The organism is Robertmurraya korlensis NBRC 107688 (assembly GCF_001591645.1).
Taxonomy (GTDB): domain Bacteria; phylum Bacillota; class Bacilli; order Bacillales; family Cytobacillaceae; genus Robertmurraya_A.
Map to the genome: position 1 here is coordinate 34,122 of NZ_BCVH01000005.1, position 15,059 is coordinate 49,180.

The window sequence follows — 15,059 nt, forward strand, 5'->3', positions numbered from 1 at the left end:
GAAACGAAGTTCATCTGGCTCATGAACGTCATTTTAATGAGAAAAGACCGAGGAAATGAAGTTCATCTGGCTCATGAACGTCATTACAAAGAGAAAAGACTGAACAAATGAAGTTCATCTGGCTCATGAACGTCATTACAAAGAGAAAAGACTGAACAAATGAAGTTCATCTATCTAATGAACATCATTACAAAGAGAAACCACTGAGCTAACGAAGTTCATCAGTCAAATGAACATCATTACAAAGAGAAACCACTGAGCAAATGAAGTTCATCCAGCTAAAGAACCTCCCTACAACGATAATCTTGAGACACTCCTGTTTGAATATTTAGATACACGTGTTGTAAGGTATTCATAAGGAGTGATTACATGAATGAAACCATTGATTTATTAAAAAATCACCGTTCTGTAAGGGAATTTGATAAGGGAAAAGATGTAAGTGAGTCAGAAGTGGCAACCATTATTGAGGCAGCAATGGCTGCTCCCAATTGGATTAATGGACAGCAAGTGAGCATTATAGAAGTGAGAAATCCTAAGAAAAAAGCAGCTTTAGCAGAAGCAGCAGGAAACCAAAGGTGGATTGATGAGGCTCCTGTTTTTCTCGTATTTTGTTTAGATTTTTATCGGGCGAAGCTAGCGGCGGAGAAAAATGGCAGTCAACTTCAAGTAGTGGATGATATTGAAGCAGTAATCGTTGGGTCGACAGATGTTGGCATAGCTCTAGGAAGTGCAGTGATCGCTGCTGAATCGATGGGACTTGGGACGGTTCCAATCGGAGGAGTAAGGAGAAATCTCCAAACCATTGTGGATCTTCTGGATCTGCCAGAGTATGTATTCCCTGTTTCAGGTCTGGTTATCGGGCATCCGGGAACAATTCCTGATCAAAAACCGAGACTGCCTCTTAAGGCAACCCATCAGCAGGAGGAGTACAACGCTAAAATCCAAAGGGAAGCGATTGACGAATATGATCAGACCATTTCGAATTATATGGCTGAGCGAACAAATGGCCAGGATTCAAGTAACTGGTCTAGTAAAGTAGCTCGTTTTTATGATACGGGATTTGAGCAATATGCTAAAAACTCCAGTCCTATCTTGAAAAAACAAGGGTTTCATTACAAGTAATCGATTCGGAGGAATTTTAGGTGCCACAATTATTGATTAAAGGAATATCAGTTGACCAAGTAAAAACGATTAGTAAACCACTGGTTCAAGAATTGGCTGCTCTATGTGCCTGTGGAACAGATAATTTCACGCTGGAGGTTCTAAACTCCATCTTTGTTTTTGATGGAAGTGAGGTTCCTGGATATCCATTTATTGAAGTAAAATGGTTTGATCGAGGTCTGAAGGTTCAGGATGAATTTGCAAATATCATTACAAAACAGGTTCATTCCCTCGGGATTCCAGAGGTAGAGGTTGCTTTTACTACGTTTAAAGAATCTGATTATTATTTAAATGGGAAGAGCTTTGCCGAAGATTAATACAAATTTTGTCATGAAATATATCCTCCTTCTTTTTTCATAATAAGAACAAAGGGGTGATACATATGGCAAAACGAAATGGAAAAACTGATGCACAGCAAAAGAATAAACAAGGGTTTGACTCAAGTAAAACCGATTCAGAGTTCGGTAAAGAGCATGGAAGTGCTGCTGCTAACCGAGCACACAAAGAAAAAGCGAAAAAAGAAAAAGCATCCAAAAACCAAGGCGAATGGAAAGGGATGCATTAATTTTATTTAAGAGGTACATCACTAAAGAAAATAGTGATGTACCTTTTTTAACTGAGCTACCGTACAGGGTACCTCTTTAGGTGAAATAGATTGTGCTGTTATTATAAGTAAAGAAAAACAATAGGAGTAAATAAAACTTAGGGGAATAGAATATGGAAAATAACGTTTTCGAACAGATGGCCAAAAGATACGATACAGAAGAACGAATAGAATTAGCTAAAGTGATCGTAAAAGAAATAAGACCAGAACTACAAAACAGTCAATCCAAATCATTCATGGACTATGGGAGCGGAACGGGTCTAGTAAGTTTAGAATTAACCGATTTAGTAGGTTCTATTTTGTTAGTAGATTCATCAAAGCAGATGTTAGAGGTTGCAAAAGCTAAAATTTCTCAAAAAGGAATGACCAATGCAAAAGTACTTTATTCAGATTTTACTCAAGAAACCCCTGAACTTAAGACAGACATCGTTTTACTATCATTAGTCCTCCTTCATGTTCCAGATACTGAAAAAATAATCAAAGAATTATTCAACCTTTTACATATTGGCGGCAAGCTAATTATCATTGATTTCGACAAAAATGATAAAATAAATCATCCAAAAGTTCATAACGGTTTTTCCCATGAAGAACTAGAGAAGAGATTATCCGAGGTTGGATTTAAAAGAATAAAAATTAAGACATTCTATCACGGGAATCAAATGTTCATGAATCAAGACGCTTCAATGTTCATCTGCACTTGCATAAAGTGATTTTTTCGTCTAGAAGGAAAAAATAAGAGGACGAAGAATAAGTTGTATCATAGGGACCTATTTTTAGGCAATAATGAGTAAACGCATTGGAGGGACCAAGATGATAAAATCTTTAGCTGTGTATTGCGGGTCAAGTAGCGGAGCCTCGGATATTTATATGGAAAAAGCAAAGGAACTGGGAAAAGAATTGGCTAAAAGAAACATTACCCTGGTTTATGGAGGATCGAGCGTAGGCCTTATGGGGGCGGTTGCTGATTCCGTACTAGAGGAAGGTGGCAAAGCAGTTGGTGTCATGCCAAGCTTTTTGGATCAACGAGAGATTTCTCATAAAAGTTTGTCCGAACTTTTTGTGGTGGACACCATGCATGAGAGAAAGGCAAAAATGGCCGAGTTATCAGACGGGTTTATCACGTTACCGGGAGGGGCTGGAACGATGGAAGAGTTCTTTGAAGTCTTTACCTGGGGACAAATCGGGCTACATAAAAAGCCAATTGGTATATTAAACATAAACAGGTATTATGATCCGCTTATCACTCTACTTAATCATATGAATAAAGAGAAGTTCCTTCAGGATCAATATCGATCGATGGCACTTATCAATGAAGAGTCGGCAGGGTTATTAGATCAATTCGGGAAGTATGAGGCGCCACCAGTAAAAACATATTAAAGGGATCATACAAGGTAGAGGAGCTGTCCTGCTACCTTGTTTTTATTTTATATTTAAGAAAGCCAGTATAAAGTTGAAATAAATCAGTAAATTTTTTCGGGTTTTTCTTTGTTAAAAATTCTATCTTCTGTAAACGGTAGGTTAGGCTATTCCGATGAATATGAAGTTGATGGGAAGTTGTGTTCATGTCTCCGTTATTGTCAATAAAGCATATTAACGTCTCAACCAATTCCACTCCTTTTGGATTTCCCTCCAGTTGTTTGAAGCACGTGACCGTATCCTCTATATCTATTTCGCTATTAATTAAGTAATCAATAAATTGTAAATCATGATAAAAGGATAGCTCACTGTTTAAAGAGAGCTTTTCTGAGATCTCGAGTGCTCTTTTGGCCTCTTCAATCGATTGAGCAATTAATTGATGGCAAGTACCGACGCCGATCTTTCCTTTTGCTTGTTTGACTAAAGGCTCTAATCGTCTTAGAAGTTCACTTTTTTCTGGGACAATGTAGAGAAGGGTATCAGTACTTAGACGGAAGAGAAACTCCTGATCATTTAGTTGGATTTTTTCCTTTTGGTCTATTCCTTTTACAATCATCGCAAATCTTTTTACTGTAAGGTCGATATCAAGAGTCTTACTTTTTTCCATAAAGGAGGAATCGTAATGGTCAACCCGGTAGACCCATTGATATAAGAATTCTTCCTTCATCTGCTCTTTGATTCTTCGTTCCTTATACATAAATTGCTGTTGAATTAATAGCTCAGCGGTAATTTTAACAAGTTCTGCAAAAGGTGCAACATATTGAGGATCCCCGCTTATTCCTATCACTCCAACAATATTGTCTCTGAATTGAAATGGAATATTGACTCCTGGCTTGATACACTCTCCTGAGTCACATATGGATACCATTTTTCTAGATTGAATGGCTTCCATTGCTCCTTCATGAAAGGTTCCAATACGATGCTTCTCCCCGCTGCCAATGATCAGTCCCTCGTGATCCATAATATTTACATTATAAGGAATGACATCCATAACCTTCTTTGTAATCTCTTGTGCGAGTGATTGTGTAATCCGCATGTGCTAGGCCTCCCATGTATGAACAACTAAATTAGAGTATGATGATTTTCTTTTGTTCATTTGCCTAAAAAATAGGTCAAAACATTAGCAAATTGACTGATGATTTATTTGTAAGACAATTATACAATAGGTACTGTAAACGGTTACCACAGAACAATAGAAAAAGATGAAAAAGTATTAAAAGTGTTTGAAAAGAAGTCACTTGACTTCGCGAAGTTACTTATATACCCATTGGTAAAAGACTACTCTTGGTACAGAGACTAATCTGAAGATGAAGGGTGACCCTTAGCCCTTAACCGTTTACTAGACATCGTTCTTCAATTTGTACGTTTTATACACTCAAATATGTTTTTACGAAGATTATTATTAGATTACTAGCTTTGAAATAGTAAAAAATAATAGTCTTTCCTAAAAGCAAGGTATGTGAATGAATTCACAAATTAGTCATAAATCAAGAGTCATAGAATTGCCAAATGAAAATCAGAAAATAGAGGAGGAGTTCAAACGTGTTTAAACCTACTGGAGTAATTCCTGCATTAGTTACACCTTTGGATCGGAACGGAAATTTAATGGAAGCTGCGTTGCGTAATGTAATCGATTACACAATAGCTGGAGGAGTTCATGGGCTTTTCATCTTGGGAAGCAGTGGGGAAATTTATGGACTGACCAATGAGCAAAAACGCCGTGTTGTTGAAATCACGGTTGAACATACTAATGGTCGAGTTCCTGTCTATTGCGGAGCAAGTGAAATCACAACTAGAGATTGTATTGAAACAGCTCAAATGGTTCAAGAAGTAGGTGGTGTTTCAGCATTATCTGTTCTCACTCCATACTTCATGACTCCAACTCAAAGTGAACTTACTGAACATTTTAAAGCAATTGCAAAATCTACAAATCTACCAATTATCCTTTATGGAAATGAAGCTCGTACGCAGGTAAAGATTGAAGTAAACACATGTGCCGAGTTAAGTAAGGTCGATAACATTATCGGAATTAAGGATAGTAGCGGTGACATGACTAGAATGGCAGAATACCTTCGAGTAACAGATCGAGATTCCTTCTCTGTAATGGCTGGTCGAGATACTCTCATTTACGCAGGGTTATGTCATGGTACAACGGGTGCCATTGCAAGTACAGGAAATATCGCACCGAAACTTGTATCAGATATTTACAATGCATTTGTAGCTGGGGACTATAAGAAATCACTAGAGTTACAGTTCAAACTTGCTCCATTAAGATTATGTGTCGACAAAGCCACTTTCCCTGTTGTGTTAAAGGAGGGGTTACGAATGGTTGGTGTGGATGTCGGGTATGCGTTTGAACCATCATCTGAAATGAGTCCAGAAAGTAGAAAACAATTAGAAAATGTGTTAAAAGACCTGGAGATTTATCAAACAATATAATCCTTCGGAAGGAAGATTACGATGCCATTATTATATGTTGCATTAGCAGTTGTACTTTTACTAGTTTTAATGATTCCGCTAAAAATGAACGGGTTTATATCACTAATTTTAGCTTCAATCTTTGTTGGTTTCCTCGTAGGTATGCCAGCGGAGCAGATTTGGGAAACGATTGGTGACGGTCTTGGAGGCCAGCTTGGGGGTACTGCCCTTATTGTTGGTATCGGGGCTATGCTTGGTACAGTTCTTGCTGATGCGGGTGCCGCACAACGAATTGCTACTAGCTTGGTAAACAAAATGGGAATTAATCGTGTTCAGCTTGCAATCTTGACTACCGCATTCGTACTTGGTATTACCATGTTCTTTGAAGTAGCTTTTGTATTATTAATTCCACTAGTATTCGTTATTGTACGTCAAACTAAGTTAAACCTTTTATGGATTGCTTTGCCAATGGCAGTCGGGTTATCTACTACTCATAGTTTTCTACCGCCACATCCGGGACCGGCAGCTGTTGTTGGCGTGTTCGGAGCCGATATGGGATTAACTCTTTTGTACGGTTTATTTATTGCTATACCTGTAGGGAGCTTCATTGCGCTTATGTGGCCTAGAATTCCGTTTTTCAAAAATATTAATCCTACAATTCCAGAGGGACTTGTTTCGACCAAACAGTTTTCAGATGAAGAAATGCCATCTTTTGGAGTAAGTCTTTTCGTTGCTCTTATTCCAGTAGTACTTATTGCCACTGATGCTATTAACACATTATTCTTACCTGAAGATAATGGTTTCAGACACGTTATGGGCTTCATTGGTGCACCAGAAACGGCATTACTAATTGGTCTTTTAATCTCTATGTGGCTATTAGGACCAAGAATTGGTCGTCCTTTAAAAGATGTAATGAAGTCTTGTTCCAATGCTGTTAAGCCAATGGCAATGATCCTTTTGGTTATTGGTGCAGGTGGAGCATTTAAACAAGTACTAGTTGATGGTGGGATTGCCGATTATATCAAATTGATAACAGATGGCTTAAATATGTCTCCAATCATTCTTGCTTGGCTCATTGCTGCTCTCTTACGTATTGCTCTTGGTTCCGCTACGGTTGCTGTTATGACAGCTGCTGGAGTGGTACTGCCAATCGCTCAAGCCTCAGGAATCCCAATGGAATTAATGGTCCTTGCCGTTTCATGCGGAAGTGTTGCTTTCTCACACGTAACAGACCCAGGTTTCTGGATGTTTAAGGAATTCCTTAACTTATCAGTCGCGGAAGCAATTAAAGTAAGAACAACCTATACTACCGCGTTAGGTATCCTTGGGTTGATCGGAGTATTAGTCTTAAACACATTTATTGGATAAAACTTATGTTTTTAAACGGGCAACACCTCTTATACTGCAGATTGATAGATGAAGGTTCTGCCCGTTTACTATATAAAAATATTGATTTGGGGGAATTGAAAATGAAAGTTGGATTTATTGGATTAGGAATTATGGGTAAGCCGATGAGCAAAAACTTAATTAAAGCTGGATATCAATTGATCGTTAGTGATTTTAATAAAGAGGCTGTAAAAGAACTTGAACAATTAGGTGCTGAAGTAGAAACCACTCCAAAGGCGATTGCTGAAAAAGCAGATATCGTAATTACTATGCTTCCAAACTCACCAAATGTAAAAGCAGTAGCATTAGGAGAAAACGGATTGATTGAAGGAGCTCGCGAAGGCTTAATCTTTATTGACATGAGCTCAATCGCCCCTGCAGCTTCACAAGAAATTAACCGTGTCTTAGTTGAAAAAGGCGTTGAAATGTTAGATGCACCTGTCAGCGGTGGAGAGCCAAAAGCGATTGATGGCACGATCTCCGTCATGGTTGGAGGGAAGAAAGAAGTATTTGAAGAAGTAAAAAATGTATTAGAAGCAATGGCTGGTTCTGTTGTGCACGTGGGTGAAGTGGGTGCTGGTAATGTAACAAAGCTTGCAAACCAAGTAATTGTTGCCCTAAATATCGCAGCTGTGTCTGAAGCATTTGTTTTAGCACAAAAAGCTGGTGTAAATCCAGAAGCTGTATACCAAGCAATCCGCGGTGGTTTAGCAGGAAGCACGGTGTTAGATGCGAAAGCACCTATGATGTTAGATCGCAACTTCAACCCAGGTTTCCGTATCAACCTACACATTAAAGACTTAACAAATGCAATCGAAACTAGCCATGAGTACGGCTCACCAGCTCCATTAACAGCAGCTGTTTTGGAAATGATGTATGCCTTGAAAGCAGATGGTCACGAATTTGACGATCACAGTAGCTTGTTAAAGTACTATGAAAAATTAGCAAACGCTGAAGTAAAGCGATAACAACCTATGGGAGGGAGCACGGCTGCTTCCTCCTAACCAAAAACTAAACTTACTGATAGGAGAAAGTAGAGATGAATACTGTGCTGAATAAAGTCAATGTAACTCCTGTTGTTACGGAAATGGACGTATACCCGGTTGCTGGTCATGATAGCATGCTTCTTAATTTAAGTGGAGCTCACGGAGCTTATTTTACTCGTAATATCGTTATTTTAAAAGATAGCAACGGCAATGTTGGTGTAGGGGAAGTTCCTGGTGGAGAAGGAATTAAAAAAACACTAGAGGATGCAAAACCTTTAGTAGTTGGAGCATCAATTGGAAACTATAATAATATTTTAAATAAAGTACGTGAAACATTTGCTGGTCGTGACTCTGCTGGTCGCGGATTGCAAACATTTGACCTGCGTATAACTATTCATGCGGTAACGGCTATCGAAGCTGCATTATTAGATCTTTTAGGAAAGCACTTAAATGTTCCAGTCGCTGCTTTACTGGGTGAAGGACAGCAAAGAGACAAAGTCAAAACCCTTGGTTATTTATTCTTTATTGGAGATCGTAATAAAACAGATCTTCCGTATTATAGCAATCCTTCTGCAAGCGAAGATTGGTATCGTATTCGTCATGAGGAAGCTTTAACACCTGAGGCAGTTGTTCGTTTAGCAGAGGCTTCTCAAAAGCTTTACGGGTTTAAGGATTTTAAATTAAAAGGTGGAGTTCTTGAAGGAAAAGAAGAAGCGAAAGCTGTTCGTGCATTAAAAGAGCGTTTTCCAGATGCAAGAATCACTCTAGATCCTAACGGAGCATGGGCATTGGCGGAAGCAATTGAAATTGGTAACAGCTTAAAAGATGTTTTGACATATGCGGAAGATCCATGTGGAGCGGAAAATGGCTTTTCTGGCCGTGAAGTGATGGCAGAGTTCAGAAGACAGACGGGTCTCCCAACGGCAACAAACATGATTTCAACGGATTGGCGTCAAATGGGGCATACTATTTCCTTGCAATCAGTAGATATCCCTCTAGCAGACCCTCATTTTTGGACAATGGCAGGTTCTGTAAGAGTAGCACAAATGTGTAATGAATGGGGATTAACATGGGGCTCGCACTCCAATAACCATTTTGATATTTCATTAGCTATGTTTACTCACGTAGCTGCTGCAGCACCAGGTGAAATTACAGCTATCGATACGCATTGGATTTGGCAAGAAGGAATTGAACGTCTAACAAAAGAACCATTCAAAATTGTAGACGGTGATATTACTGTACCTGATAAGCCAGGCTTGGGTGTTGAAGTAGATATGGATCAAATCATGAAGGCAAATGAAGTGTATAACAATATGGGGTTAGGTTCACGTGATGATGGAGTTGGAATGCAGTATTTAATTCCAGGATGGAAGTTCGATAACAAGCGTCCTTGTCTAGTGCGATAAATTACACAGGGTGACAAAGAGTCACCCTGCCTACTTAAAAATAGAAAATGAAGAAAAGGACAGGATGGGTATGAAATTTGTTTTAGCTCCAGATTCCTTTAAGGAAAGTATGACAGCAAAACAAGCCGCATTAGCGATGGAAAGAGGAATAAAAAAGGTGTTTCCTGACGCCGAGTGTACCATTGTTCCAATGGCGGACGGAGGAGAAGGAACCGTTGACTCATTAGTAAATATGACGAATGGTCACCTTGTAAAAACAGAGGTAACAGGTCCAATAGGGGATCTGGTTACCGCAGAATATGGAATCGTTGAAGAAACAGCCATTATTGAAATGGCAAGTGCTAGTGGCTTGCAAATTATAAAAAATGAAGATCGAAACCCACTATTGACAACGACGTATGGTACCGGGCAACTGATTAAACATGCACTGGACCAAGGTGTAAAGCGCATTTTAATCGGAATTGGCGGAAGTGCCACAAATGATGGTGGGGTGGGAATGCTACAGGCGCTTGGAGTTTCCTTTAAAGATATAACAGGTGCTGAGCTACCATTTGGAGGTGGTGCCTTAAGCAGGTTGAACTCCATTGACGTAGGTGGGTTGGATCCTAGAATAAAGGATGTTCAAATCGATGTGGCATGTGACGTTAGCAACCCTCTAACTGGTGAAAATGGTGCATCTGCTGTTTTTGGGCCCCAAAAAGGTGCAACTCCGGAAATGGTACAGCAACTAGATGAAAACTTGGCACATTACGCTAGGCTGATTCATAAGGAGCTTGGCAAGGATATATCAAACATGGCTGGAGCAGGTGCGGCTGGTGGATTGGGCACAGGATTAATTGCTTTTTTAAATGCCAGACTTTTAAAAGGAATTGATTTAGTGATCGAATTTACTAGACTCGAAGATAAGGTAAAGGATGCTGACTTTGTTTTTACTGGAGAGGGAAGCATTGATCACCAAACCTTGTACGGAAAAACACCCTTTGGTGTGGCTTCGGTAGCAAACCAGTACCATGTTCCAGTCATTGGATTTGCTGGAAGAGTGGGAGAAGGTATTGAAGTATTATATGAAAAAGGCTTCACCTCCATCTTCGGGATCGTAAATGGAGTTACTTCCCTAGATGAGGCATTATCCCACGGTGAGAGAAATCTTTGTAGAGAAGTGGAAAATGTATGTAGGGTGTTAAAGCTAAATGAATAATTCTGTGGGTAGCTGGTCTTAGGAAGCTACCCTTTTTTATTGTGCGACCCTTCACGTATTAGCTTCATAATAAGGTATAATAGGCTTAGAAAACTTTTTGTAACCAAGGAGCCGAGAGGATGGAAAATCCTAAAGCAATCATTGTTGAATCAGTTAATAGAAATACCTTATCAAAGCAGGTACTGGAAAGAATTGTTGAGCTCTTAAGTAGCGGTCAATTAAAGCCTGGTGATAAATTGCCAACTGAGATGAAGTTAATGGAAGAGCTTGGTGTGAGTAGACCTGTACTCAGAGAGGCGTTAAGTTCATTAGAAACGCTGGGGATCATAAATAGGAAGACTCGGGAAGGGACTTTTTTTAGCAGTAAAATTAGCAGTCATCCGTTTTCGGTGATGCTTGCATTGGCTAGCGATAATCTAAAAGCAATCGTGGAAGCCCGTATGGCACTTGAATTAGGGCTAGTAACATTAGCAGCAGAAAAAATTGACGCTGAAAATCTAGATAAGTTAAAGGAAACAATTGAAGTGATTGAAAATAGTAAAGATAATAATTATAGCCAGGCAGATGAAGAGTTCCACCGGATCATAGCTTTAAGTGCAGACAATCCTGTTGTGGAAGGTATGATTGACTCATTAATTATTACTCACAAAAAAATAGATAGTGAAATTAAGGTACGACAAAGGGAATTAACCATCGAGCATCATAAAGCGATTTATCAAGCACTGGTAAATAGGGATCCAATGGAAGCATTCCAGAAAATGTATCAACATTTAGAATATGTTCGAAAGAAAGTACTAAGCTACCACGGTCAAGAAGAATAGCCTGTCTATGATTCGTGGGGCTTTTTTTCATATTATCGAATCTTTTTCATTAGTATCACGTAATACTAGTCATGAGGAAGGAGGGGTGAGTATATGTCAAAAACAAGACGAATGATGGTAGGTATAACATCAACGGCTCTTGTCCTTGGAATGGCAGGTTGTGGTTCGAATACAGAGGAATACACGTATACGGAGGATATTCCAGATCCGCCAGAGGATTCCAGCTGTTCAGAATGGGATTGGGATGAAGAAGATGGAGTTTGGGAATGTGATGATCGTAATTCAGGCTATTACGGGCATTATTTTTATGGTGGTCGGTATTACAAAGGCAAGAATGCACTTTACGCAAGCAAGGATTATATCTCATACAAAAACAGCACTTCGTTTAAAGGAAGTACATCAAATGGAACAGTGAACAATAGCACGGGATTTGGGAAGGGATCGACGAGCTCAGGAGGGTAATGCCAAGCCCAACTAAAGAAAGGGAGAATCTTACATGAACTTATATTTAAATTTTGCCTCCTACCTAGGAGTGGCAGTCCTTCTGATGATTGCAGGGATCATTTTATTTATGTTTAGTACACCGAAGCTAAGGGAATTCAAGCTGATTGCAGAAAAGAATGTATCAGCGGCTCTGTTACTCGGAGGAAAGGTGATTGGTTTAGCGATTGTTCTTGGTGCGGCGGCTGAGTATTCAGTTTCTTTAGCCGATATGGTGATTTGGGGCATAATCGGAATCATCGCTCAAATTGTGGTGTTTATTTTAGCGGAGGTCATCACGATCCGTTTTAGCATTGCAAAGGCGATTGAAGAGGATAATCGTGCGGTCGGAATCATGCTATTATCCCTCTCCTTAGCCATTGGAATGATTATTTCGAAATGTCTTTCGTACTAAAAGGAGACGACTATGAAACGATTAACATACTATCTTGATAAGGGGAATGACGAGTATACCCCTTTATATGAGTATACTACCGCGTCCGTTGGTGTGGATGAGCTGTACGCAAGGCAGCTTTGCACGTACTTTATTATGCGTGGAAGACAGTATGAGCTCTTCTCTACGGAAATGGATGGGGACGAGGACCAGCTAATTATTAGAGACAGGGGAAGAAATCCTCATGTTGTAGATGAGAAAGGCTACCACGGAAAAGGTCTACATATTGAGATTCGTAGATTTCGAGAGGAAGAGAACTACAAGCTCCTTACCTCGCTATCGTGTGACAGCCATTTTGATGTGATTCGTTATTTGTTAAAGGACATTGTCGATGTACCTGGATTAGGGTATAAACAAGTGACCTCTTCTGAAATTGACGAAGATCGAGGGGTCTATGTGTTGTATGTTAAAGAGGTTGGAGAGGATTCGGATTGACGAGTAGTTATCAGGAAAAGAGAAGCCATTTTTACAGGGATATCAAGAGGTTTTGGGCAGATTTATATGGGGAGGAGTATGCCCTTTTTGACATGCATCTGCTTAGTGAAGCAGAGGTCAATCAGATTCGACTTGTTAGTAATCGAGTGGGTCATATCTTCTTTAAGGTGTGCCGACTGCTGCGTGAAGTGCCTGATGAGACCCTTCTTGAAATGGGCTTTCCCCATGAAACGCTGTCCTTTCTCCGAATAAAAACACATCAGGCTGAGAGTGTCATTTCTCGGCTTGATCTTATCCCAACAAGTGATGGATACAAATGTATTGAAATTAACGCGGACACACCGACTTTTATTAAGGAGCTATTCGCAGTCAATGGGGAGGTATGCAGAGCGTTTTCTGTAGAAAACCCCAATGACAAGATGGAAGAACGTTTACGTCAAGCCGTTAGAAATAGCATCATGGAGGGGCTAGAGGGGAAAGGGCTCATTACGCCGAATATCGTTTTTACTGCCCATGATGATCATGTAGAGGATCGTGAAACCGTACTCTATCTTCAACAATTATCAGGACTTCCTTCTAAATTCACGCCGCTTCATCAACTTCAAATACAAAAGGGAATAGGGCTATTTGATGAAGAGGGAAAACGAATTGATGTACTTTATCGACAGACCTTCCCAGTAGAGAATTTCATTTCGGATCGAGACGAAAATGGAAATCCAATTGGAGTATGGCTATTAGAGTTAGTCGAACAAGGAAAACTGGTGTTAATTAATCCTCCTTCTGCCTTTTTACTTCAAAATAAAGCCGTGCAGGCCGTCATTTGGGGTCTACATGAGGAGGAACATTCCTTTTTTACCATAGAAGAGCATCAATGGATTGAGGAATATTTCCTTCCCACCTATTTGGAGGAAGAGCCCTTCTTACAAACGGGTCAATCCTATGTAAAAAAGCCTTCGTTTGGAAGAGAAGGGGATACGGTTGAAATTTTTAAGAGCAGTGGGCAGTTAGCGCATGCCAATACAGAACGCAATTATACGAATTATGTACCTGTTTATCAGAAGTACGTGGAGTCTCAAACGGTTCGCTTCCAAAGTGAAAAAGGCATCCAAAAAGGGAAGCTGTTAATTGGCAGTTTTCTACTCAACGGGAAGTCCGCTGCACTAGGTTGCCGTGTCGGAGGAGAAATTACGAATAATCTTTCGTATTACCTTCCAGTTGGAGTGAAAGGAGGAAACTAGACGTTGTGGATTTTACATCGAATCTATTCGAAGATGTCCCAGTTAAGCTTAACGCATGCTGGAATACTGGCCATTCTCCTAATTATTGTAAGTAGCGTTACGATGAGAATACTAGAGCCGGAGACCTTTCCGCGATTTATTGACGCTCTTTGGTGGACAATGACCACGCTTGTCACGGTTGGCTATGGTGATTTCTTTCCGGTAACAGATGCAGGACGGATCTTTACCATGCTCCTAATCTATACCTTTGGAATTGGAGCGATGGGGATTATCATTGGAAAGATTTTCGAAAGCCTCAGCAAATACCGGAAACTGAAGGAGGAAGGGAAATTGTCTTATACAGGGAAAGGCCACTACATATTGATTAGTCCTTCTAAGGAGAAGCTTGAGAAGGTGATGGGTGAGATTTATACGAGTGAAAGAGCAGGGGACATTGTTGTGGTTGATCATGTGGAGAAGCTTCCGCTAGAAGATGATCGGCTTCATTTTGTCAGTGGAAACCCAGCGGATGAAGACGTCTTAATGAAGGCCAATATTTTAGAGGCGAAATCGGTGGCGATTTTTTCAGATGATCGAAATGATCATGCTGAGTACTCTGATGGAAAAACCCTCTTAACCGCCTCCCGAGTCGAACATATATCTAAGAAGTATGATAGAAATATCTATACGATTGTGGAAGTGAAAAAAGATAATCATATCACATTATTCGAGCATGCAAAGGTGGATGAATTTATTCTATCGAATGATTCCGTCTCTCGACTAATAGCACAAGCAGCGATTAATCATGGCTCCAGTCGATTGTTCAAGCAAATGTTAAGCAACACAGATGGCGATAATATTTATGAAATACCCGCAAGGCCTGAGTGGAAAACCTATAAGGACGCGGCGATGGAACTGTTTGATCAAGGAGCAACGCTCTTATCAGATGGAAGCTCTCTTGATGTGGCAAGAAGGCATGGTGAAACGATACCAGCTGGTGCAAAGCTGTTTATTATTTGTGATGATGATACCTACCGTAAGATTATTGGATGAAGAAGGGCTAACTCCTTGTTGGGA

At 39.9% G+C, this 15,059-nt stretch carries 17 protein-coding genes; 16 read left to right on the forward strand and 1 reads right to left on the reverse strand.

All coding sequences use genetic code 11. The features are described 5' to 3' along the window. Positions 1-369 precede the first annotated feature (369 nt). The 5 genes from BKO01S_RS09185 (at position 370) to BKO01S_RS09205 (ending at position 3,142) form a co-directional block, all read left to right on the forward strand. The gene (locus tag BKO01S_RS09185; protein WP_066052177.1) at positions 370-1,122 is read left to right on the forward strand and encodes an NADPH-dependent oxidoreductase; all 753 of its coding nucleotides are present in this window, start codon (positions 370-372) and stop codon (positions 1,120-1,122) included. 20 nt (positions 1,123-1,142) lie between these two features. Continuing rightward, on the forward strand, positions 1,143-1,478 hold the full coding sequence (locus BKO01S_RS09190; protein WP_066052180.1) for a DUF1904 family protein: 336 nt from the start codon (positions 1,143-1,145) through the stop codon (positions 1,476-1,478). A 65-nt stretch (positions 1,479-1,543) separates the two neighbouring features. Then, complete coding sequence (locus BKO01S_RS09195; RefSeq protein WP_066052184.1) at positions 1,544-1,726, forward strand: hypothetical protein; 183 nt, start codon at positions 1,544-1,546, stop codon at positions 1,724-1,726. 152 nt (positions 1,727-1,878) lie between these two features. Continuing rightward, the gene (locus BKO01S_RS09200) at positions 1,879-2,475 is read left to right on the forward strand and encodes a class I SAM-dependent methyltransferase (RefSeq protein ID WP_066052187.1); all 597 of its coding nucleotides are present in this window, start codon (positions 1,879-1,881) and stop codon (positions 2,473-2,475) included. 103 nt (positions 2,476-2,578) lie between these two features. Continuing rightward, entirely contained in the window at positions 2,579-3,142 is a 564-nt protein-coding gene (locus BKO01S_RS09205) for an LOG family protein (protein WP_066052752.1), read from the forward strand. Between the two features lie 31 nt (positions 3,143-3,173). Here BKO01S_RS09205 and BKO01S_RS09210 read toward each other — a convergent pair whose 3' ends face one another. Beyond that, the gene (locus BKO01S_RS09210) at positions 3,174-4,217 is read right to left on the reverse strand and encodes a CdaR family transcriptional regulator (protein WP_066052188.1); all 1,044 of its coding nucleotides are present in this window, start codon (positions 4,215-4,217) and stop codon (positions 3,174-3,176) included. Positions 4,218-4,723: 506 nt separating this feature from the next. On the opposite strand from BKO01S_RS09210, the gene dapA reads away from it, so the two are divergent. The 11 genes from dapA to BKO01S_RS09265 all read left to right on the forward strand — a co-directional run bounded on the left by dapA (position 4,724) and on the right by BKO01S_RS09265 (position 15,035). After that, positions 4,724-5,620 carry a 4-hydroxy-tetrahydrodipicolinate synthase gene (gene dapA / locus BKO01S_RS09215; RefSeq protein WP_066052191.1) on the forward strand — a complete coding sequence of 299 codons (897 nt, stop codon included), beginning with the start codon at positions 4,724-4,726 and terminating at the stop codon, positions 5,618-5,620. A gap of 21 nt (positions 5,621-5,641) precedes the next feature. Beyond that, positions 5,642-6,967, forward strand: a complete 1,326-nt coding sequence (locus BKO01S_RS09220; protein WP_066052194.1) for a gluconate:H+ symporter — start codon at positions 5,642-5,644, stop codon at positions 6,965-6,967. 101 nt (positions 6,968-7,068) lie between these two features. Next, positions 7,069-7,953, forward strand: a complete 885-nt coding sequence (gene garR / locus BKO01S_RS09225; protein WP_157077344.1) for a 2-hydroxy-3-oxopropionate reductase — start codon at positions 7,069-7,071, stop codon at positions 7,951-7,953. A 71-nt stretch (positions 7,954-8,024) separates the two neighbouring features. Then, positions 8,025-9,377, forward strand: coding sequence for a glucarate dehydratase (gene gudD, locus BKO01S_RS09230; protein ID WP_066052197.1), 1,353 nt, complete (start codon positions 8,025-8,027; stop codon positions 9,375-9,377). 70 nt (positions 9,378-9,447) lie between these two features. Further along, positions 9,448-10,575 (forward strand): glycerate kinase family protein, encoded by a 1,128-nt coding sequence (locus BKO01S_RS09235; protein WP_066052758.1) that lies wholly within the window; start codon positions 9,448-9,450, stop codon positions 10,573-10,575. 119 nt (positions 10,576-10,694) lie between these two features. After that, the gene (locus BKO01S_RS09240; RefSeq protein WP_066052202.1) at positions 10,695-11,396 is read left to right on the forward strand and encodes a FadR/GntR family transcriptional regulator; all 702 of its coding nucleotides are present in this window, start codon (positions 10,695-10,697) and stop codon (positions 11,394-11,396) included. Positions 11,397-11,489: 93 nt separating this feature from the next. Continuing rightward, positions 11,490-11,858, forward strand: coding sequence for an aminotransferase yhxA (locus BKO01S_RS09245; protein WP_066052205.1), 369 nt, complete (start codon positions 11,490-11,492; stop codon positions 11,856-11,858). A 34-nt stretch (positions 11,859-11,892) separates the two neighbouring features. After that, a complete protein-coding gene (locus tag BKO01S_RS09250) occupies positions 11,893-12,291 on the forward strand; it encodes a DUF350 domain-containing protein (RefSeq protein WP_066052209.1) in 399 nt (132 codons plus the stop codon). A 12-nt stretch (positions 12,292-12,303) separates the two neighbouring features. Next, positions 12,304-12,765, forward strand: a complete 462-nt coding sequence (locus BKO01S_RS09255) for an RNA helicase (RefSeq protein ID WP_066052213.1) — start codon at positions 12,304-12,306, stop codon at positions 12,763-12,765. Then, a complete protein-coding gene (locus tag BKO01S_RS09260) occupies positions 12,762-14,003 on the forward strand; it encodes a glutathionylspermidine synthase family protein (RefSeq protein WP_066052216.1) in 1,242 nt (413 codons plus the stop codon). Before BKO01S_RS09255 ends, BKO01S_RS09260 begins: the two co-directional genes overlap by 4 nt. Before the next feature lie 3 nt (positions 14,004-14,006). After that, complete coding sequence (locus BKO01S_RS09265) at positions 14,007-15,035, forward strand: potassium channel family protein (RefSeq protein ID WP_066052220.1); 1,029 nt, start codon at positions 14,007-14,009, stop codon at positions 15,033-15,035. Positions 15,036-15,059: the final 24 nt, after the last annotated feature.